The following is an 18542-nucleotide window of genomic DNA, read 5'->3' as shown; positions in this document are numbered from 1 at the left end:
CATTTGACCAAAAAGCACGAATCGAACACAGATTGTTGCCATAGCATGCTCGGCCATCTGTATTAGAGGAGTCGTTGTGATGAGTGAACGCCAGGGTTTTATCCTGCACGCCAAGACCCGCCCGGAAAAAGCCGAGGCCTTTGAAGCGCTGTTCCGCGCTTATGTTGAACCGAGCCGCGCCGAGCCCGGCTGCATCGAGTACCACATGCTGCGCGACAAGGAAGATCCGTCGCTGTTTATCTTCTACGAGATCTGGGAGAGCCAGGCACACCTGGATGTGCACTCGAGTCTGCCGCACATGAAGGCGTTTTTCGCCGAGCGCATGGACTATCTGGAACGCGATTTCGACATTCGCGCCATCGACATGCTCAGCGAAGCGTCGGCTAACCGCTGATCAATAAGTGGGCGCCGAGCGCGCCCAGACCGATGAAGAAAACCCGTTTGAATAGTACGGCGCTGATGCGTTGCCGCAGCCATTGGCCGAGCGACATGCCCAGCACGGCGGGGATCAGCGCCAGCAGCGAGGCGCTCAATTCACCGCCGCCGAGTGCGCCGCGCCAGAGCAAACCGCCGGCCAGCGCCAGAGTCGAGACGGTGAAGGACAGGCCGAGTGCTTGCACCAGTTCATCACGGTTCAAACCCAGTGCTTGCAGGTAGGGCACCGCCGGAATCACGAAGACGCCGGTGGCTGAAGTGATGACGCCGGTGATCACACCGCAGACCGGGCCGAGCCAGGGTTCGTGGCGGGGGTTTACGCTCAGCGTCGGCAGGAACAATCCGCTCAACGCATACAGAAACAGCGCCGCGCCGAGTCCGCGCACTACCCAATGTCCGCCGGCCATGCCGATCCACAACGTGCCAATTGCGGTGCCGAGGAAGATCATCAGCAGCATCGGCCAGAGGCGTTTGATCAGGCCTTTTAAATGCCCGCCGAATGCCAGTTGCCAGAGGTTGGTCAGGGTAGCCGGGATGATCAACAACGCGGCTGCCTGCGATGGCGCCATAGCCAGACCGAGCAGGCCCATGGCGACCGTGGGCAAGCCGAGGCCGATGATGCCTTTGATCAGGCCGGCGAGGATGAAGGTGGCGATGACCAGCAGGGACAGGGTCAGGCCCAGGTGTTGGTAGAAGTCTGTGAGTGTGTTCATGGCGGTACTGTGCGCCAGTCGGGGTTGGCTGAAAATCTGCCATATACTGAGGGTGCCTCTTCCAGAGCAAGAGGCTTAAATTTTTTTGAAGCTTCTGGCCTCATCGCGAGCAGGCTCACTCCTACATTAGATCGGTGGCGAACACAAAACCTGTAGGAGTGAGCCTGCTCGCGATGGGGCCGGCCTAAACACCACAAAAACCGGCTGCCGACATGCACTTCGACCTCACCGACCTGCGCCTCTACCTGCACATCCTCGACACCGGCAATATCACCGCCGGCGCCGCGCGCAGCCATTTATCCCTCGCCGCCGCCAGCGCCAGAATCCGCGCCATGGAAGCCTCGCTCGGCGCCGACTTCCTCGAACGCGGTCGCCGTGGCGTCACCCCGACCCCCGCCGGCAAAGCCCTCGCCCATCACGCGCGCATCCTCCTGCAACAAGCCGAACGTATGCAGCAGGATCTCGCCGACTACGCGCAAGGCGTCAAAGGCCAGGTGCGACTGCTGTGCAACACCACGGCGATCACCGAATACCTGCCGGAAGTGCTCGCCGATTTCCTGCGCAATCACCCCAATCTCGACATCGATTTGCAGGAATTGCCGAGCGCGCGCATCACCCACGCCTTGCGCCAAGGCGCAGCGGATCTCGGGATTGTTTCCGACGCCGTAGACACCCGCGACCTACAAACCCAACCCTTTCGCGATGATCCACTGGTACTGATTCTGCCCCTCGATCACCCGTTGTCTGACGCCGACGAGGTCAGTTTCAGCGATGCGTTACACCACGATTTTGTAGGACTCAGCGCCAACAGCGCTTTGGCGATCTACCTCGAAGAACAGGCCCTGCACAGCGGCGCCCGCATGCAGGTGCGTATCCGCGCCGACGGTTTCGACGGCGTGATGCGCATGGTCAGCCGTGGCGCCGGGCTCGCCATCGTGCCACTGGCGGCCATCGAACGCGCGGCGCCACGCAGCTTCAAAAGCGTTGCGCTCAACGAACCGTGGGCGCGCCGCACCTTGATGCTCTGCGCCAAGGACTTCACCGCCCTGCCGGGTTACGCCAAAGCCCTGCTACACGCCTTGACTCTCCCCTAAGGGGCAGACTTCATCCAAACAGATTCAGCCACTGGAAAAACTCTGAACGTTCGCGCGTTTCTGAGCAGCTCGATGTCGACCCCAGACAACTGAGCCGCGACCGGGCGCTATACGGTGCGACTTCAATTCCTTCTGCCCGGAGCTCCCATGACCGCGACCGCCCCTATCACCGTTCTGCGCGACACCCACCCGCTGCCGGTACTCGACGCCTGCAAATGGGAAAAACTCGAAGGCGACCCGCACACCGTCAACCTCAACGCTTACACCAGCGAAGACGGCAGCAAGATCATGGGCACGTGGATCTGCACGCCGGGCAAGTGGCGCGTGGAATACGTGAAGTGGGAATACTGCCATTTCCAGGAAGGCTACTGCGTGATCACCCCGGACGGCATGGCGCCGATTCACTTGCGTGCTGGCGACATCTTTGTGATTGAGCCGGGGATGAAAGGCACGTGGGAAGTGGTTGAGACGGTGCGTAAGTATTTCGTGTTTGCCTGATAAAGCAAAAGATCGCAGCCTTCGGCAGCTCCTACAGAGATACGTTTCCTGTAGGAGCTGCCGCAGGCTGCGATCTTTTTTTGGCACAAAAAAGCCGGGAAATCACCCGACGTGATTTCCCGGCAACACCTACTGCAAATTTTCAAACCCACCCAATGATCCCTATGGAAATAGAGATCCCTGTGGCGAGGGGATTCATCCCCGATCGGCTGCGCAGCAGTCGCAAAACCTGAGCACTCGGTTTACCTGACACACTGTAGGGGGCTGCTGCGCAACCCATCGGGGATAAATCCCCTCACCACAAAGTCTCACTTGCCACAAAAGTATTGCTGACCCAAGTTACTGCGGTTTGCGGTAGCTGTTGATAATCGCCGAGAAATCTTTCCCGCCATCCCCACGCTGACTCATCGCCTGATACAACTGCTGCGCCACCGCGCCAAGCACCACCGGCTGATGTGCCTGACGCGCTGCTTCCGTCGCCAGGCCCAAATCCTTCAGCATTAATTCCGCACCAAACCCACCGGTGTACCCCCGCGAAGCCGGCGCCGTTTCAACAATCCCCGGCCACGGGTTGTACATCTCCGAACTCCAGCAACGCCCGGTCGAGCTGTTGATGATCCCGGCGAGCACCGACGTATCAATCCCCAACGCATCGCCCAGCGCCATCGCTTCACTGACGCCAACCATCGAAATCGCCAGCAGCAAGTTGTTGCAGATCTTGGCGATCTGCCCGGTGCCGACTTCACCGCAATGCACAATGTTGCGGCCCATCTGCGCCAGCACCGGTTGCAGGGTGGCGAACAGTTCTGGCGTGGCGCCGACCATAAAGGTCAACGTCCCGGCCGTCGCACCGCCCGTACCGCCAGACACCGGCGCATCCGCCATGGCCACGCCTTGTTTGGCAGCAGCGGCAGCCACATCACGCGCCGTCTGCGGATCGATCGTGCTGCAATCCACCGCCGGCACGCCTTTGCCAATCCCGGCCAAAACGCCGTCCTCACCCAACCAGACACTGCGCACATGCACAGCCGCCGGCAGCATGGTGATCACCAGTTCAGCATCCTCGGCCGCCTCACGCGCCGAAGCGCGAATGCTGCCGCCGAGTTGTTCCAGTTCCGCCAGCACGGTTTTGTTCAGGTCGACCAGGTTCAGCGAGTGGCCAGCCTTGATCAGGTTGCGCGCCATCGGCGCGCCCATGTTGCCCAGCCCGATAAATGCGATTTTCATGGCCGATCCTCAGCGCAGGTTGATGGTGGTGTTCACGCCGTCGTTGACGCTGTCGTCGTCGAACCAGCGCGCCGTGACCGTTTTGGTCTGCGTGTAGAACTGCACCACTTGCTTGCCGTACGGGCCGAGGTCGCCGAGTTTCGAACCGCGCGAACCGGTGAAGCTGAAAAACGGCACTGGCACTGGAATCGGGATGTTGATGCCGACCTGACCGACGTCGATTTCCGTCTGGAATTTACGTGCCGCTGCACCGCTCTGGGTGAACAGGCCGGTGCCGTTGCCGAACGGATTGGCGTTGACCAGCGCAATCGCCTGATCAAGGGTGTCGACTTCCAGCACCACCAGCACCGGGCCGAAGATTTCCTGGGTGTAGATCTGCATGTCGGTGGTCACGCCCGAGAACAGGGTCGGGCCGACGAAGTTGCCTTGCTCGTAACCCGGCACCTTGATGTCGCGGCCGTCCAGTTCCAGCTTGGCGCCTTCCTTGATGCCGCTTTCGATCAGATCAAGAATTCGTGCCTTGGCTTTTTTCGAGATCACCGGGCCAACGTCGGTGCCCGGCTCGCTGCCAGCGTTGACGGTGAGTTTCTGCGCCAGCGCTTTCAGATCCGGCAACCATTGTTTCGCCGCACCAACCAGCACCACCACCGAAGTAGCCATGCAACGTTGCCCGGCCGCACCGAAACCGGCGCCGACCAAGGCATTCAGCGCTTGCTCGCGATTGGCGTCGGCCAGCACCACAGCGTGGTTTTTCGCGCCCATCATCGATTGCACGCGCTTGCCGTGCTTACCGGCCAAATCGTAAACGTGAGTGCCAACGGCGGTCGAACCGACGAAGGACACCGCTTTGATGTCCTTGTGCGTGCACAGGCCATCGACCACGTCTTTACCGCCATGCACCACGTTGAGCACGCCCGCCGGAACGCCCGCCTCGACCGCCAGCTCAACCAGCAACATGGTCGACAGCGGATCCTGCTCCGAAGGCTTCAACACAAACGTGTTGCCGCAAGCGATGGCCATCGGAAACATCCACAGCGGAATCATCGCCGGGAAGTTGAACGGCGTGATGCCGGCGCACACGCCGATCGGCTGGCGCAAGGTGTAGGTATCAACGCCGCCGGCGACGTTCTCGGCGAATTCGCCCATTTGCAGAGTGCCGATCGAGCAAGCGTGCTCGACCACTTCGAGGCCACGGAAAATATCGCCCTCGGCGTCGGCAATGGTTTTGCCCTGCTCGGCGCTGAGCACCACGGCGATGCGTTTGGAGTGTTCTCGGATCAGCGCTTGCAGCTTGAGCATGATGCGCATCCGCGCGCCGATCGGGGTCAGTTTCCAGGTCTGGAAGGCACGCTGTGCGGCGCTGACGGCGGCATCGACTTCAGCGGCGGTGGCGAACGGCACTCTGGCCAGCACTTGTTGAGTGGCCGGGTTGACGATGTCGTGCCACTCGGTGGTCTGCGACTCGACCCATTCGCCGTCGATCAGCAGCTTGACCTTCTGCAGCGTGGTTTCGTTGGGCGTAAGCGATGCGTTCATGCTGGTCTCCGAAACTTGTTTTTATCGTAGGAGCCAAGGCGAAAGGTTCGCCTTGAGATGAGGCGTGTGTCACGAATTGGTTGTCGGACTGTTTTTGGAGTATAGATGTGCAAACTTCTAATAAGAACGCACATAAAAGCCCGTCCATCATGCAAAAAAACATCACCTCTCTAGGTTCGCTGAACTGGGATGACCTCAAGTTTTTCCTCGAAGTCGCCCGCACCCGCAAGGCCAGCACCGCCGCCAAACGGCTCGCCGTCGACTACACCACGGTGTCGCGACGGATCAGTTCGCTGGAAGCGGCGCTCGGCACGCTGCTGTTTGAAAAGTCGCGTACCAGCGGTTTCGTCCTGACCGCTGAAGGCCAGCGTTTGCTGGGTTATGCCGAATCGATTGAAAGCACGTTGCACATGGCTTGTGAGCAGGTCTCCGGCTCCGGCGTCGCCTTGTCCGGCCACGTGCGCATGGGCTGCACCGAAGGCTTCGGCAGTTTTTTCATCACCCCGCAACTGAGCCATTTCGTCGACGCCTACCCGGCGATCTCGGTGGACATCCTGCCGCTGCCGCACTTCATCAGCCTGTCCAAACGCGAGGCCGACATCGTCATCGCCCTCGAACGCCCGGAGCACGGGCCGTACGTCTGCTGCAAACTCTGCGACTACCGCTTGCAGCTCTACGCAACCCAGGACTATCTGGACAAACACCCACCGATCCGCCGCCCGGCAGATTTGGGCAAGCATCAATTCATCAGTTATGTGGACGATCTGGCGTTCAGCTCGGAGCTGCTCTACCTGGCCAACGTGCTGCCCGGTGCCCACGCAAATTTGCGCAGCACCAGCGTGATCGCGCAATTCGTTGCTGCACAGCAGGGGCGTTCACTGGCGATTCTGCCGTGCTTCCTCGCCGCGCAGGATCCGCGCTTGCTGCCGGTGCTGCCGGAGGAAATCAACATCACCCGGCAGTTCTGGATGTACTGCCGGGAGGATCTGCGGAAGTTGAAGCGGATTACTTTGTTGTGGGATTACATTCGCGAGGTGACTGAGCAGAATCAGGGTCTGTTGATGGGCGAGACCCGCGAAATGCAGTTCGCCGATTAGTCGGCGCTGACCACGATCGCCACCCGGCGGTTTTCCGTGCGGCCGGCGGCGGTACTGTTGGAAGCCACCGGGTCTTTGCTGCCCAGGCCTTGCAGCTGGATGTTCTCTTGCTTCATGCCGACGGTGCTGAGCACGGCGGCCACACTTTTCGCGCGGCGCAGCGACAGTTGCTGGTTGTAGGTTTCTTTGCCCGATGCATCGGTGTGGCCATCGACTCGCACGCGTTCAATGCCGACACCGAGCAAGGCTTTGCCGATGCGCTCGACGATTTCGGTGCTTTGATTGTTCAGGCTTTCGACGTCGCTGCCAAACAGCACTTTGCCGGACAGGCCAAATTCCCAGCCCTCATCAGTCAGCTCGAAACCTTGTTGTTTGAGCACGGCGACTTGCGCCGGCGTCAGGCCTTTTTGCGGCGCGGTCTGGCAACCGGTCAGGGCCAGCACGGCCATCAACAGCACAGCGGAGAACAATCGAAATGGATGTTTGAACACGGGAATCAGCTCCTGGTTTGAACGGGATCGACCGGGTGCTCCGACCCGGCCGTGAATTGCGCGCCACGGGAGAGGCGCTTGGCTTGATACATCGCCGCGTCGGCAGCGTTGAGCAGGGCGCCGGGGGTGGCGCCATGATCAGGGAAAACCGCGATGCCGATACTGAGCGACGTCACAACACGGGTGTCGCCCGGCAATGCGATGGGCGTGTCCATGCTGGCGAGAATCTTGTCGGCAATGCGTTCGGCATCTTCGATCTTGTGCAACGGCGTGAGCAGCACGGCGAACTCGTCACCGCCCAATCGCGCGACCAGATCTTCTTCACGCAGTTGTGCGCGGACACGATTGGCAATCGCCACCAGCACTGCGTCGCCGGCGGCATGGCCGAAATTGTCATTGATGCCTTTGAAACGGTCGCTGTCGAGAAACAGCACCGCCACGCGCTCGTTGAGCTTGCTGGCGTTACGCAGGGCACGCATCAAGCGGCCTTCAAAAAAGGCGCGGTTCGGCAGACCGGTAAGGCTGTCGTGGCTGGCCTGGTGCGCGAGGGTTTCGTTTTCGCTTTGCAGGTTGCTCTGCCAGGATTCAAGTTCGTCGAGCAGGGCATTGAAGTCGTTGCCGAGGTTGTCCAGCTCGGCGATTTGCGCCGGTGGCACGCGGCGATCCAGCGCCCGTTCGCTGCGTGCGGCGTGGGCCACGGTGGCGAGGCTGCGCAGCGGGCCGATGATTTCACGCAGTTGCCGGCGCGCCAGATAGATCGCCACAAAAGCGCTGATCGCGGTGCAAAGAATGATCCCCGCCAGACCGCTCAACAGAAAGCGCATGAGGCTGCCGCCGTGTCCGGTGAGCAGGATTCGGCCGATTTCATGCTCTTGATGCACGATCGGCAGGCTGATCGGTTTTTCCAGAAGGGCGCGGGTGATCTGCATTTCCAGATCGGAGAACAGGCCGTTTTCCGCGCGATGCCAGCGCGCCAGCAATTTTCCCTGAGCGTCCAGCACTTGCGCGTCGGCGACCTCCTCGGTCGAAGCGATCAGCGCCAGCGCTTCCGTCGCCGCCGCTTTGTCGTTAAAGACCACCGCGGCTTCGACGGTGTAGCTGATCGAACGGGCGATCAGATGCAGATTGTGGTCGGCATAAACCCGCAGCGCCAAAACACCGAGCAGCGTCAGCGAGACACTGGCCATCGCTACCGCCAGCAACGCCACGGTCAAATGTCCACGGCCCAGTACCGAGCCCAACGTGGGGCGCTTATTCGATCTGAACAATTTCATGGGGCCGCCGATTTACGGCGCGACAACTGCAGCACGCTCGGGTGAATGCGCACGCCACTGCGGGCAACGGAATCGAGATTGACTTCAAAGGACACCTGCTCGTCACCGACGCGCAGGCAGAACAGACTGCCGACCGTGCATTGGTCGTCGGCTTCGCTGATGCTAAGCACCGGGTGTCCGATCAATGCGGCGAACAGGCGACTGCGCTCATCGGCGGTGAGCTTGCCGATGTACACGGCATTGCATTCGCTGACGATGGCCGGGTTGTCGGCCAGCAAGCGGCGCACGACAACCGGTCGGCCGGTGGCTTGAGTGGTGCCTTTGACCAGGTCGTCGGTGTATTCGGTGGGGCCGACGATGCACAGACGCAATTGCGCAGGCTCTACCGGCCAGCGAGCATAACTGAGGATGCCCAGCACGACTTGGGTGACAGATTTGGCGCGTTGCTCGGCCATGCCCGTCGGCGCTTGCGGTTGTGCGACGGCCACGCTCGTCAACAACCAGAGCAGGCCGACAAGCAACGCGTGCTTGCAGCCAACCACGCGCTCTGCCGCCCAGACAGACACCTTCATGCAGGGATTCTCTTGGATCTTACCGAAATGATGCCGCAACGATAGCACAGCGGCGAATGGCCAGCGAGGCAGCGACCTCTGACTGGTCGGTCAGAAACCGCTGGCCGTCATCGCGGTTATCATTCAGGAGACTGGGCGCCCTCCTCCAGTTCAAGCATCAGTCCGCTGAGGCGTTTGACCTTGCGTTGTACGGCCTCTTCAAAAACCCCGGCACGCGGCTCGATCAGGGTGAACCAGTGCTTGGCGCGGGTGATTCCGGTGTAGATCAACTCCTTGGTCAGCACCGGATTCAAGGCATCCGGCAGGATCAACGCGGTGTGGGCAAATTCCGAGCCCTGGGATTTGTGTACGGTCATGGCGTACACGGTTTCAACATCGTTGAGTCGGCTCGGCAGGACGAAACGCACGCCGCCCTGACCGTCATTGCGCGGAAACGCCACGCGCAGCACCGGTTTGCCGGCGTCGGGCCCTTCACGTTCCGGCAGTTTGAGGGCGATGCCGATGTCGCCGTTCATCAAGCCCAGGCCGTAGTCGTTGCGGGTCATCAACACCGGCCGGCCTTCGTACCATTGCTGGTCGTGCTCGATCAGCCGGGCCTTGAGCAACGCGGCGGTGATGCGCTGGTTCAAACCTTCAACGCCCCACGGGCCTTTGCGTACCGCGCACAACAACTGGAAGGTGTCGAACGCCTGCAAGACGTCGCGGGCCCAGAGAATCCAGTCCGGATGTTCCAGCGGTTTGCCAGATGTTGGGCGTTGATTGCGCAACACGCTCAGGTAATGCCGATACCCGTGCGGGCCCTCGCCATGACCGTCGAGCAGCAGCCGCTCGAGTTTGTGATCGTGCTCGCCCTTGAGCGGCAGCGAAAACACATCGTCATAGTGCCCCGCCGCGAGCAATTGCCGCGCCTCTTCCGGAAGCTGCTGATTGACCCGCCGCGCCAGTTGACCGATGCCGCTGCCTTCACCGAAACGCCGCGAGTGACGCAACATCACCACTTGCTGAGCCAGCGGATGCGAGCCGTCGAGATCTTCGTGCAGACCACTGTCCTGCAACGACTCACCGCTGACCGACTCCAGCCATTGGCGGGTTTGCCGGTTGTACCAGCCGCCCTCGGCATCGCGGCACAGATCACCCAGCACCGCACCAGCCTCAACGGACGCCAACTGATCCTTGTCGCCGAGCAACACCAGTCGCGCATGGGCCGGCAAGGCGTCGAGCAGATTGGCCATCATTTCCAGGTCGATCATCGAGGCTTCGTCGACCACCAGCACATCCAGCGGTAAACGATTACCGACGTGGTGGCGGAAATGTCGGGTGCCCGGACGACTGCCGAGCAAACGGTGGACGGTGGTCACGTCGCAAGGGATTTTCGCCCGCACGTCTTCGCTGACTTTCAGCGATTGCACTTGCTGGCTGATCGACTCGGTCAAGCGTGCGGCGGCTTTACCGGTGGGCGCTGCCAGGCGAATGCGCAACGGATGGCCGGCCTCCACCGCCGGCGCCTGCAGCAATGCCAGCAAACGCACGACGGTGGTGGTTTTGCCGGTGCCGGGGCCGCCGGTGACGATGCTGAAGGCACCGCGCGTGGCGAGCGCACAAGCGAGCTTTTGCCAGTCGATGACCTCGCCGGACTTGGCTGAACCGAACAGCTCATTGAGGCGCTGCGGCAGATCGGCCGGCGTCGCTTCGGATTGGGCGAGACGCTGGCGCAACGCGGAATCGATACGCCGCTCGTAAGCCCAGTAGCGCCGCAAGTACAGACGCTTCGAGGACAACACCAGCGGGCGTTGCTGAGCTTCTTCACTGGTATCGGCAGCCAGGGCGACCAGAGCGCTGCCCGCCAGAGCCTTGCACCAATGAGCACCGTCGAGCGCCTCAAGCAATTGCGAAGGCAGCAACAAGACGCCACCCTGCACATCGCCTTCGGGCGGCAATGACAGCGCAAAGTCCGGCGCTTTGAGGGTTTCAAACAAATCCAGACAAACGTGACCATGGCCGAGTTGATGGCTGGTCAGTGCGGCCGCGAGCAACACCAGCGGATCGGTGTCCGGTTCGAGCTCATGCAGAAACGCGACGAATGCCTTGTCCAGTGCACGCAGCCAGCCGCGCTCGACCCAGCGGGTGAGCAAGAGCAACAAGTCTTCGGCACGGGTCAGCGGCGAAAGTCTCGACAGGCTGTCGGCGGCCAAAGGCGTCGGCAGCAGATCGGCGAAGGTGCGGCTCATAGCAAGACTCCCTGTTCCCACGCGGGTTCGGCCTTGGGCTCGGGTTTGCCCTGAAACAGCCGATCCAGACGTTCGATCAATTCACGGGGTGGCCGGGCGAAGTACACCCCGCGACTGTCTGCGCGGGTGCCACGCAGGAAAAGATAAAGCGCACCACCGACATGCCGGTCGTAGTCATAGTCGGGCAACCGCGCCTTGAGCTGACGGTGCAAGGCCAACAGGTACAAGACGTATTGCAGGTCGTAACGGTTGTCGAGAATCGACTGCTCCATGGCTTGCTCGGTGTAGGCGAAATCATCGACGCCCAGCCAGTTGGATTTGTAGTCGGCCACGTAGTAACGGCCATCGTGTTCGAAGGTCAGGTCGATAAAGCCCTTGAACATGCCGTTGAGCTGCACAGGTTCGGCAGCCACCCGCGCCACGCCATTGTGGGTGTGCTGACGTACCAGCTCATCGAGTTTGAGCACATCGACTTTATGGCTGGCGAACCAGAATTCCATCTCGACGCGATACTGCGTTAACTGCTCAAGCACCACCGGCGCCTGGCCGGCACCGATCGGCAGCGGCGATTTGAGGAGGTGTTGCAACCAGTCGCTCAACGTGGTGATCCAGCCTTCCCAGCCACGCAGGTTGCAACGCCGGCCGATCGCGTCTTCCACGGCTTTGGGCGTGACGGCGAAACCGTCATCCCCTGCCCACTCGAGCAAACCGTGAAGGAATGTCCCGGGGTTGGGGCCACGCGGGAAGCGATGGATATCGGCACCGCCGGCGATGATTTCGCGTGGTGCATCCGGATCGAGGCGTTCGTCATCGAAGAGCTTTTGCGCTTGCGGACTGTCCGGCGCCTCATCGCTGCCGACGCTCAAAACGTCGCTGATGCGCAGCGCACTGTACGAGGCGATCCACCAGTTCTCGCTGGCCTTGCGCTTGGGCACAAGCGTGGCGCTGAGAACCGCTTCGTTGCGCGCAGGTTCGTAATGTTCGGTGCTGGCCGGTGGCATTTCACCGACACTGATCGCCGGGCAATCCTGCTGCAAATCTCGCAGCCAGCTATTCAAACCGCTGGATTCACCCAACGACGCACCACCGCCCAATAAATAGCCCAGCGCAGAAAGGTGCAGCACCGAACTGTTGTTATTGCCGCGTTTGAGATCGGTCACGCCCAACCAGCAGGCATGTTGCGCACGCGTCAGCGCTACGTAGAGCAAACGCAGGTCTTCAGCCAGACGCTCGTCATCGGCCAACGCAATCAGCTCAGGCGTCGGTTTCAGACTCAATTGCGCGTTGCCCGAGGCGTCGTGGTAATGCAGCGGCAGGCGGCTACCGTCGACCGGTTTGGCCGAGCAGATGAACGGCAGGAACACTAACGGATATTCCAGGCCTTTCGACTTGTGGATGGTCACCACTTTGACCAATTGCTCATCACTTTCGAGGCGCAGAATCTGTTCTTCGCCGGCCTGCCCGGACAAGGCCAGCAGCTCGGCCAGATGCCGGATCAGCGCTTGTTCGCCGTCGAGTTCAGCAGCGGCTTGCTGCATCAATTCGGACAAGTGCAGCAAGTTAGTCAGCACGCGCTCACCATCGCTGCGGGCAATCAATGTCTGCGGCAAATGGAAGTCATGCAGCAGACGCCGCAGCATCGGCAGCACGCCCTGTTTGCGCCACAACTCGCGATAGCCACGGAACTGCATGACGCGGGATTCCCACACCAGTTCGTCCTGATTCAGACGCTCCAGTTCGGCCAGCGGAAGGTTCAGCGTGATGCAGGCCAGCGCGGCTTTCAGAGAACGTTCAACGTCAGGCTCGGCACAGGCCTTGAGCCAGGACAGCAAGTCTCGGGCTTCCTGCGCAGCAAACACGGAATCCTTGTCGGACAGATAAACGCTGCGCACGCCACGAGCGGCCAGCTCACCGCGTACGGCCTGCGCCTCTTTACCGTCACGAACCAGAATCGCGATGTCGGAAGGTCGCAGGCCTTTGAAGTCTTTGCCGTCCTGCACAAATCCGGCCTGACCGGTTTGCCCGCCATTGAGCAACGCGGTGATTTCACTGGCGCAGGCGGCAGCCAGTTGTTGGCGATACACCGCGCCGGACAACGGCTGATCGCTGGACAGCTGCCAGACGTTCAGCGCCGCAACTTTCTGCCCGGCAATTTGCAGGTGTTCTTTGCGGCCCTGTGAGTCGACGGGTTGAAACGGTACCGGGTTCTCGCCACTTTTCTCGCGGAACAAAAACGCGCCGCGTCCCAGCTCGCGGGACTCGGCGCGTTCGAATACGTGATTGACCGCTGTCACCATGCCGTGACTGGAGCGGAAGTTGGTGCCCAGGGTATGCAAGCGGCCGGTCGTAGCCTTGCGCGCGCGCAGATAGGTATAGATGTCCGCACCACGGAAGGCGTAGATCGCCTGCTTGGGATCGCCGATCAGAAACAGGCCAGTGTCAGGACTGTTTTCCTCGATGCGATAGATGCTTTCGAAGATGCGGTACTGCACCGGATCGGTGTCCTGGAATTCGTCGATCAGCGCTACCGGGAACTGCTCGCGAATCAGCGTTGCGAGACGCTCACCACCTTCTGATTGCAGCGCAGCATCGAGGCGCAAGAGCATGTCGTCGAAGCCCATTTCGGCGCGGCGACGCTTCTCTTCTTCGAAGCGCGCGCCCACCCATTTCGCGGCGTGCTGCAGGACGGCGGCGTCTGGCGTGGGCAAGCCATCCAGACTCGACTTGAGTGCGGGCATGGCATCCAGCCCCGGATGACTCGGTGCCTGACCTTTCCACGCTTCGGCCATGCCGTCGGGGGTCAGTCGGGTGAAGCCGGTGCCGATATCCAGTTGCTCCATGGATTCATCTTCGGCCCAGCTTTTGAGCTTCTCGAACCAAGGTTCAAAGTAGCGCGCCTGCATCTTGCGACCGTCGACGGTTTTGCTGGCAACGCCTTGATGACAGATGGCGAGCAACTCATCGGCCCACTGCCGCCAAGGCATTTTCAGCTCGACCAATGCTGCGCGACGCTCCAGCAAGCATTCCTCGATCAGCTCGGCGGGCGCCTTGCCTTCGTCGCTGTCGCGCTCGCTGGCGAACAGTCCACGGACACGCGGCAACAGCGCTGCCGGCCCACCCCAATTGTTGCGAACCCAGTTCAGCGCATCGCCCTGCATCGGGTAGCAAAACAGCCGCCAGTAATCGCGCAGGACTTCACCGAGCAGATCGCTGTGATCGGTTTCCAACGATTGAGTAAACAGGCTGCCGCTGTCGAATGCGTGCTCGCGCAGCATGCGCTGGCACCAACTGTGAATCGTCGAAACGGCGGCTTCATCCATCCACTGTGCGGCGATGTCGAGACGATTGGCGCAGCCGGGCCATTGCTGTGGCTCGAACTGTTCGCGGAGTTCGGCGATGAGCGCGTCAGGCGCCGGCGTCTCGTCGCGGAAGAATCGCGCAGCTTCGGCCAGACGCGTGCGGATCCGCTCGCGCAGTTCTTTGGTCGCTGCGTCCGTGAAGGTCACCACGAGAATTTGTGGTGGCAGCAGGTCGCGACCGAAACCGTTGGTGTCGCCGCCGTGACCAAGGATCAGCCGCAGATAGAGTGCAGAAATGGTGAAGGTCTTGCCGGTGCCGGCGCTGGCTTCGATCAGTTGGCTGCCGTGCAGCGGGAAGGCCAGTGCCAGTGGAGTTTTACTGCTCATGCGCGCGCTCCTTCACTGGACAACGAACGCCAAGGCGCTTCCAGCAGTGGCCGATAGAGCGCGTCGCACCAACCAGAGAACGTCTCATCGGCGAGCAAGGCATCGAAGTCGGCAAACTGTCGAGACAAGGCCGGGCTTTCGCGGCGCTCACCTTCACTGGTCTGGCCGTCACCTTCGTACGCTTTGCGCGCGGCGGCTTCGGCCTTGAGTGGGTCGGTCTGGGACAGCCAGGCGAACGCAGTTTTTACTGCAATCGGCAGCGGTTGGCGCATGCCGGTCTGCCAGGCGAGCAACAGATCGCTGAGGATACGAACCGCGCGGTCTTTTTCCATGGGCTCCAACAGCAGTGAATCGTCACTGGCCACCAGCGCTGTGGTTAACGAAAGTCCGCTGGCACAGGCCACCAGATGGTTGACCCACGGCTTGGTCAGCCGATGCCATTTGCGGCTTTTGATCGAGCCAATACTGTTGGGAATGGTTGTGACCGACAGCAGACCACCATCGGCGCGCTCATGCAAACCTGAGAGCCAGCCTTCAAGGCGCAAGCCCCGCAATTCAAGGTTGATCGGAATTGCGCTGGTCAGCGGGGTCGGCCACAACGTCAGCAGTTGTTGGTAGCGTTGCAGCAAGTCCGGCAGCGGCTCGATCAGCTCGCGTTGCAGGCATTCGCCAAAACCAGCCATTGGCAGCAGACCACTGTTTTGCAGGCGACGGGCCTGAGATTCGAGGGCCTGATCGATATTGTCCGGCTGCCTCATTGCGGCTTCGAGCAGACTGTCGCTGAGCGTGTAGCGCTGCAAAGCGTCGATCACGAACGGCTCTTCGTCCGCGAGCGGCGCCTCGGCGGCTTCGAAATAGACCTTGAGGCGCTGGGTAAAAAAGTGTCGAACCGGGTTGCGCAGGAAGTCCTGTAACAGGGCGAAGGTCAACGGTTCCTCTTGGACATAGGGCGCAAGCAGTTCCACAGCGGTTTGAGATCCGTGCTGTTGGTGCAGCACCTGCCATTCGCTGGCATAGCTGAAGAGCTGATCGCCCTCATGAAAATAGCGCGCACTGAACGGTTGCAACGGATGCTCCTCGGTCATGGCGCTCAAAATATCCTGGGTCTCGTCGAGCAATCGCCAGCCGCTGGCGAGGTGATCGCGTAACTGGCCGATCAGCACCGAAGCAGGCCGCTCGCTGTTGTCGCGAATGCTGCGGCCGACCCAACTGATATAGAGCTGATTGCGCGCGGACAGCAATGCTTCGAGCAACAGATAACGGTCATCCTCACGCCGCGAACGGTCGCCGGGACGGTAATCGCTGCCCATCAAATCGAAGTCGAGCGGCGGTTGTGCACGCGGATAATCGCCATCGTTCATCCCCAGCAGGCAGACCAGTTTGAACGGGATCGCACGCATGGGCATCAGCGTGCAAAAGTTCACCGCGCCGGCGAGGAAACGCTGCGATAAACGCCCCTGATCCAGACCGGCGAGCCAGGCTTCACGGACGACAGTCAGCGGTAACTGATCGTCGAGACCGACGGCCTCGCACGTCTCTAGCCAGGTTTCGCGCAGTTCTTCGAGTTGGGTAAGCAAATAGTCGTCATGCTCGTTGCTGGCTTTGAAGAACAATTGCATCAGCGCCTGCAACCGGTAGCCCCACTCTTTGGGTTGAGCCGGTTGCATCAATTCCTGATGAGCGAGTTCCAAGGCATCGAGCAGTGCCACCAGTGGCCCGATCAACGCGGCGTCCAGTCCGCCGATTTCATCGTAGGGTTCGATGCCGGCGCAGGCATTCGCACTGCCGACGGCGTAACCCAGCAGCATCCGGCGCAGGCCGAAGTGCCAGCTGTTCTGCTCCAGCTCATCCGGCAAACCGAGGCCGGCACGTTGTTCGGCGCTCATGCCCCAACGCACACCGGCGCCTTCGATCCAGCGATGCAGCGTCGGCAGGTCGCGCTCTTCCACACCGAAACGAGCGCGCAGTGCAGGAACGTCGAGCAGGTCGAGGATTTCGCTGACAGGGAAGCGGCTGTCTGGCAGCTTTAGCAGGTGCTCGACTGCAATCAGCAAGGGGTCACGGCCGCGTTGGCCCTGATCCGCCAAGGTGAATGGAATGAATCGCGGATCATGGCGATCGAGCTGGCCGAATACGGCACGGATGTGCGGCGCGTAGCTGTCGATGTCCGGCACCATCACAATCACATCCCTAGGACGTAGTTCGGGATCGGCGCTGAAGCGCGCGAGGAGTTGGTCGTGAAGAATTTCCACTTCACGCTGGGCGCTGTGTGCAATGTGAAAACGGATCGAATGGTCTTGTATCAGATCGACAGCTGGCCAGATCTCGCGTGTCTCGTTGAGCGGGCGCAGTTCGAGGATGTCGTTCTGGAGTTGGTTGAGCATGTTCTCGGGTTGCGTGTCGCTGAACAGATCGATGCGACCATCCCGGAAAGCCGCGCGATAACTGTTGGGATCGTCGTAGCTGTCGAGCAGGTTGATGTAGTCGCGGCCCTGCTTGCCCCATGCAGCTAGCAGCGGGTGGGCGTGTTGGTGCAAAGCGTCCGGATCGAGTACGACGGGCATACCGCTCTTGCGTGCCAGGCGTTTGTACTGGTGTCGCAGCAGATCCTTATCAGCAACGATATCGGCCCAATGGTGGCGACATGGATTGTGCACACAAAGCAGAACCTGACTGAAACGTGCAAGCCCGGCCAATGCTTCGAGCACTTGAGCGGGCAACGAAGAAATCCCGAAAACGATCACTCGCGAGGGCAGGCCGACGGGTGCCTCTGTGAGGGTGTTGATGCGCTCGATAAATCGTTGATGAACACCGGCGCGACTTTGCGCCATGCCTTGTTCACCGACATCTTCCAGCAGCGCACGCCACAGTTCAGCCTGCCAGCAGCTCGCGGGCGCCAGTGGCTTTATTTCACCTCGGACATTTCGGATTTGGTGCAGTCCTTCGGACCAATCTTCGAGCCAGTCGGCCCGATAGACCTGGTACTGGTCAAAGAGATCCGCCAGTCGCTCGGACAACTGGTAACGCTTACGCAAGTCAGTGTCGTGAGTGAGGAAGCGTTGCAGCGGCTCGAAATGCGGGCGACCGATCACTTGAGGTAGTAAGCGCATCAGGCGCCAGGTCAGCGGGGCTTTATCGAGCAGGGATTTCGGTGGGATTTCATCACGGCCCAACACCATCCGGTACAGCTGCCACATGAAGCTGCCGGGCAGTTGCACATCGATAGCAGCGGCAATACCGCAGCCACCGAGGTCGTCTTCTTCAGGGTCTTCAGCCAAGGCCAATTTGAGCCACTGGGCGATGCCGTTGCTTTGTACGAGGGCAATTTCGTTTTCCAAGGGCGCCAGTGGATAGCGCCGCATTATGCTGATCACCAGGCTGCGCAGTTCGTCCAGGCTATTGCTCTGAACCACCATGAATGCAGCGTTGAGGGACTGGGCGCCCGGCATAAAGGATTCCTTGGAAAAGTGCGAAAGCCAGGGCAGAACCTTAGCATTGTCAGCAGGTTGTGACAGCCGGACGACGCCGTTGAATGATGTAGGAACTTTCCTGCGGGCAAAACAAAACCCCAACTGCTTTCGCAATTGGGGTTTCGGAATTTAATCTTGACGATGACCTACTCTCACATGGGGAAACCCCACACTACCATCGGCGATGCATCGTTTCACTGCTGAGTTCGGGATGGGATCAG

The 18542-nt window shown here is 60.7% G+C and carries 13 protein-coding genes and 1 rRNA gene; 4 read left to right on the top strand and 10 right to left on the bottom strand.

Going from position 1 to position 18542, the window contains the following annotated elements; genetic code table 11:
* Positions 1-79: 79 nt before the first annotated feature.
* Entirely contained in the window at positions 80-394 is a 315-nt protein-coding gene (locus tag ACIP66_RS14760; protein ID WP_159812841.1) for a putative quinol monooxygenase, read from the top strand.
* Here the strand turns inward: ACIP66_RS14760 and ACIP66_RS14755 are convergent.
* Positions 384-1148 carry a sulfite exporter TauE/SafE family protein gene (locus ACIP66_RS14755; RefSeq protein ID WP_400648897.1) on the bottom strand — a complete coding sequence of 255 codons (765 nt, stop codon included), beginning with the start codon at positions 1146-1148 and terminating at the stop codon, positions 384-386. The two genes, ACIP66_RS14760 and ACIP66_RS14755, sit on opposite strands and share 11 nt — an antisense overlap.
* 212 nt (positions 1149-1360) lie before the next feature.
* Between ACIP66_RS14755 and ACIP66_RS14750 the strand changes: the two genes are divergently transcribed.
* Positions 1361-2242 carry a LysR substrate-binding domain-containing protein gene (locus ACIP66_RS14750; protein ID WP_400648895.1) on the top strand — a complete coding sequence of 294 codons (882 nt, stop codon included), beginning with the start codon at positions 1361-1363 and terminating at the stop codon, positions 2240-2242.
* A 147-nt stretch (positions 2243-2389) separates the two neighbouring features.
* Complete coding sequence (locus ACIP66_RS14745; protein ID WP_103303269.1) at positions 2390-2740, top strand: cupin domain-containing protein; 351 nt, start codon at positions 2390-2392, stop codon at positions 2738-2740.
* 339 nt (positions 2741-3079) lie between these two features.
* On the opposite strand, the gene mmsB is transcribed toward ACIP66_RS14745, so the two are convergent.
* Entirely contained in the window at positions 3080-3967 is an 888-nt protein-coding gene (gene mmsB / locus ACIP66_RS14740; protein WP_212544191.1) for a 3-hydroxyisobutyrate dehydrogenase, read from the bottom strand.
* 9 nt (positions 3968-3976) lie between these two features.
* A complete protein-coding gene (locus ACIP66_RS14735; protein WP_400648894.1) occupies positions 3977-5503 on the bottom strand; it encodes a CoA-acylating methylmalonate-semialdehyde dehydrogenase in 1527 nt (508 codons plus the stop codon).
* 149 nt (positions 5504-5652) lie between these two features.
* Here ACIP66_RS14735 and ACIP66_RS14730 point away from each other — a divergent pair, with 149 nt between their 5' ends.
* Positions 5653-6600, top strand: a complete 948-nt coding sequence (locus tag ACIP66_RS14730; protein ID WP_053116972.1) for a LysR family transcriptional regulator — start codon at positions 5653-5655, stop codon at positions 6598-6600.
* Here the strand turns inward: ACIP66_RS14730 and ACIP66_RS14725 are convergent.
* From ACIP66_RS14725 to rrf, 7 genes are all read right to left on the bottom strand, one after another.
* Complete coding sequence (locus ACIP66_RS14725) at positions 6597-7049, bottom strand: OmpA family protein (RefSeq protein ID WP_172680078.1); 453 nt, start codon at positions 7047-7049, stop codon at positions 6597-6599. The genes ACIP66_RS14730 and ACIP66_RS14725 overlap by 4 nt on opposite strands.
* A 47-nt stretch (positions 7050-7096) precedes the next feature.
* Positions 7097-8365: a diguanylate cyclase domain-containing protein gene (locus ACIP66_RS14720; protein ID WP_400648892.1), complete on the bottom strand. Its 1269-nt coding sequence runs from the start codon at positions 8363-8365 to the stop codon at positions 7097-7099.
* Positions 8362-8937, bottom strand: a complete 576-nt coding sequence (locus tag ACIP66_RS14715; RefSeq protein WP_159812829.1) for a YfiR family protein — start codon at positions 8935-8937, stop codon at positions 8362-8364. Before ACIP66_RS14715 ends, ACIP66_RS14720 begins: the two co-directional genes overlap by 4 nt.
* 119 nt (positions 8938-9056) lie before the next feature.
* Positions 9057-11165, bottom strand: a complete 2109-nt coding sequence (gene recD, locus ACIP66_RS14710) for an exodeoxyribonuclease V subunit alpha (RefSeq protein ID WP_400648890.1) — start codon at positions 11163-11165, stop codon at positions 9057-9059.
* Entirely contained in the window at positions 11162-14851 is a 3690-nt protein-coding gene (gene recB / locus ACIP66_RS14705) for an exodeoxyribonuclease V subunit beta (protein WP_400648888.1), read from the bottom strand. The genes recD and recB overlap by 4 nt, the downstream gene beginning before the upstream one ends.
* Complete coding sequence (recC, locus tag ACIP66_RS14700; protein ID WP_400648887.1) at positions 14848-18300, bottom strand: exodeoxyribonuclease V subunit gamma; 3453 nt, start codon at positions 18298-18300, stop codon at positions 14848-14850. The genes recB and recC overlap by 4 nt, the downstream gene beginning before the upstream one ends.
* A gap of 154 nt (positions 18301-18454) precedes the next feature.
* Positions 18455-18542 (bottom strand): 5S ribosomal RNA (gene rrf / locus ACIP66_RS14695); the annotation flags it as partial.

Source organism: Pseudomonas sp. NPDC088429 (assembly GCF_044753305.1).
Taxonomy (GTDB): Bacteria; Pseudomonadota; Gammaproteobacteria; order Pseudomonadales; family Pseudomonadaceae; genus Aquipseudomonas; species Aquipseudomonas rustica.
This window is presented reverse-complemented; position numbering and strand designations above follow the sequence as displayed.

What these genes read in the sequence shown, in the direction of transcription:
- ACIP66_RS14760 (WP_159812841.1), top strand. Translation starts at nt 80, where the DNA reads ATGAGTGAACGCCAGGGTTTTATCCTGCACGCCAAGACCCGCCCGGAA.
- ACIP66_RS14755 (WP_400648897.1), bottom strand. Translation starts at nt 1,148, where the DNA reads ATGAACACACTCACAGACTTCTACCAACACCTGGGCCTGACCCTGTCC.
- ACIP66_RS14750 (WP_400648895.1), top strand. Translation starts at nt 1,361, where the DNA reads ATGCACTTCGACCTCACCGACCTGCGCCTCTACCTGCACATCCTCGAC.
- ACIP66_RS14745 (WP_103303269.1), top strand. Translation starts at nt 2,390, where the DNA reads ATGACCGCGACCGCCCCTATCACCGTTCTGCGCGACACCCACCCGCTG.
- mmsB (WP_212544191.1), bottom strand. Translation starts at nt 3,967, where the DNA reads ATGAAAATCGCATTTATCGGGCTGGGCAACATGGGCGCGCCGATGGCG.
- ACIP66_RS14735 (WP_400648894.1), bottom strand. Translation starts at nt 5,503, where the DNA reads ATGAACGCATCGCTTACGCCCAACGAAACCACGCTGCAGAAGGTCAAG.
- ACIP66_RS14730 (WP_053116972.1), top strand. Translation starts at nt 5,653, where the DNA reads ATGCAAAAAAACATCACCTCTCTAGGTTCGCTGAACTGGGATGACCTC.
- ACIP66_RS14725 (WP_172680078.1), bottom strand. Translation starts at nt 7,049, where the DNA reads ATGGCCGTGCTGGCCCTGACCGGTTGCCAGACCGCGCCGCAAAAAGGC.
- ACIP66_RS14720 (WP_400648892.1), bottom strand. Translation starts at nt 8,365, where the DNA reads ATGAAATTGTTCAGATCGAATAAGCGCCCCACGTTGGGCTCGGTACTG.
- ACIP66_RS14715 (WP_159812829.1), bottom strand. Translation starts at nt 8,937, where the DNA reads ATGAAGGTGTCTGTCTGGGCGGCAGAGCGCGTGGTTGGCTGCAAGCAC.
- recD (WP_400648890.1), bottom strand. Translation starts at nt 11,165, where the DNA reads ATGAGCCGCACCTTCGCCGATCTGCTGCCGACGCCTTTGGCCGCCGAC.
- recB (WP_400648888.1), bottom strand. Translation starts at nt 14,851, where the DNA reads ATGAGCAGTAAAACTCCACTGGCACTGGCCTTCCCGCTGCACGGCAGC.
- recC (WP_400648887.1), bottom strand. Translation starts at nt 18,300, where the DNA reads ATGCCGGGCGCCCAGTCCCTCAACGCTGCATTCATGGTGGTTCAGAGC.